The organism is Bacillus sp. CGMCC 1.60114, from assembly GCF_042676365.1.
Lineage (GTDB): Bacteria > Bacillota > Bacilli > Bacillales > Bacillaceae_G > Bacillus_A > Bacillus_A rhizoplanae_A.
In genome coordinates this window covers 1-1,074 of sequence record NZ_JBHTHG010000104.1, presented here as the reverse complement: position 1 = coordinate 1,074, position 1,074 = coordinate 1, and the positions used below count along the sequence as shown (strand labels likewise).

Annotated in this window: 1 protein-coding gene; it reads left to right on the top strand. The window is 40.8% G+C overall.

Going from position 1 to position 1,074, the window contains the following annotated elements:
* Positions 1 to 971 (top strand): transposase (locus ACFQZ1_RS14590; protein WP_377882906.1); only part of this gene is annotated, 971 nt, incomplete at its 5' end.
* Between the last annotated feature and the right edge of the window lie 103 nt (positions 972 to 1,074).

The following is a 1,074-nucleotide window of genomic DNA, read 5'->3' as shown; positions in this document are numbered from 1 at the left end:
TCTGCATAAAAGCAGGGCTTGTCACGGGTGAAGTCATGGTGACAGATTCTACTCATATCAAGGCATACGCTTCCTCTGAACGGACAGAAGTTGTGAGCGTAATCAAAACGCCTTCTGAGTACATCCAAAGTCTCCATGAAGAAGCGAAGAAAATAGAGAAAGAATTACAAGAAAAACGACGTGGCAAAACAAAAAGCGGACGCAAAAAAAGCGAAGACATGCCCGAAAGGGAAGTCAAGCGCAGTCTCACAGATCCTGATTCAGGTTTACTCGGACGGCCGAATAAACCCAAGGGATTTCATTATTTAGCACATACAACAGTTGATACAGCATACGGAATTATTACAGATATTCATGTGACTCAAGGGAATATAAATGATCACGAACCCTATGTGGAACGACTGGCGGTCCAAAAAGAGAAGTTTGGCCTTCACATTCAACAAGTGGGAGCTGATCGAGGATATGATGTATCCCATGTACATAAGAAACTTGAAGAATTAGGAATTACAGGATATATCAGTGCTAAAAAGCAAGAAAGAAAATCAGATGCCTTTGTATATCAAGCAGAAACAGATACGTTTCTTTGCCCGTTTCAGAAGACTTTACAGTTTACCCATCTTAATTGGAAAAAGGAATACCAAAAATATATGAAAGTGTATGCCACCAAGACAAAAGATTGTCGGGAGTGCCCATTTCGTACAGACTGTTTAAGCAAAACTGCCAAGCATAAGCAGCTCTCGAAGCCACTGTTTCATGAGTATGGGCTTAGTAACCAATTACGAAATCAAACAGAAAAGTATAAAAAAGTTCGTCAGTTACGGAATACCTGGGCTGAAGGGACATTTGGTACACTGAAGCAATGCCATACTTTAACTAAAACCTACTTCAGGGGCATTTCAAAAAATCAGGTGAGATGCCTCTTTTCAGCATTGGCTTTAAACCTCAAACGAATGGTCAACGCCCTTTCTTAGAAGGCATTGAGTAATACGAATAGGTGTAAAATAGAGAAAAACAAAAAGAAAAACATAAAAAAGGGGGGAGCGCAAAGCGCTCCCCCCTTTTGTCAACAGCCCC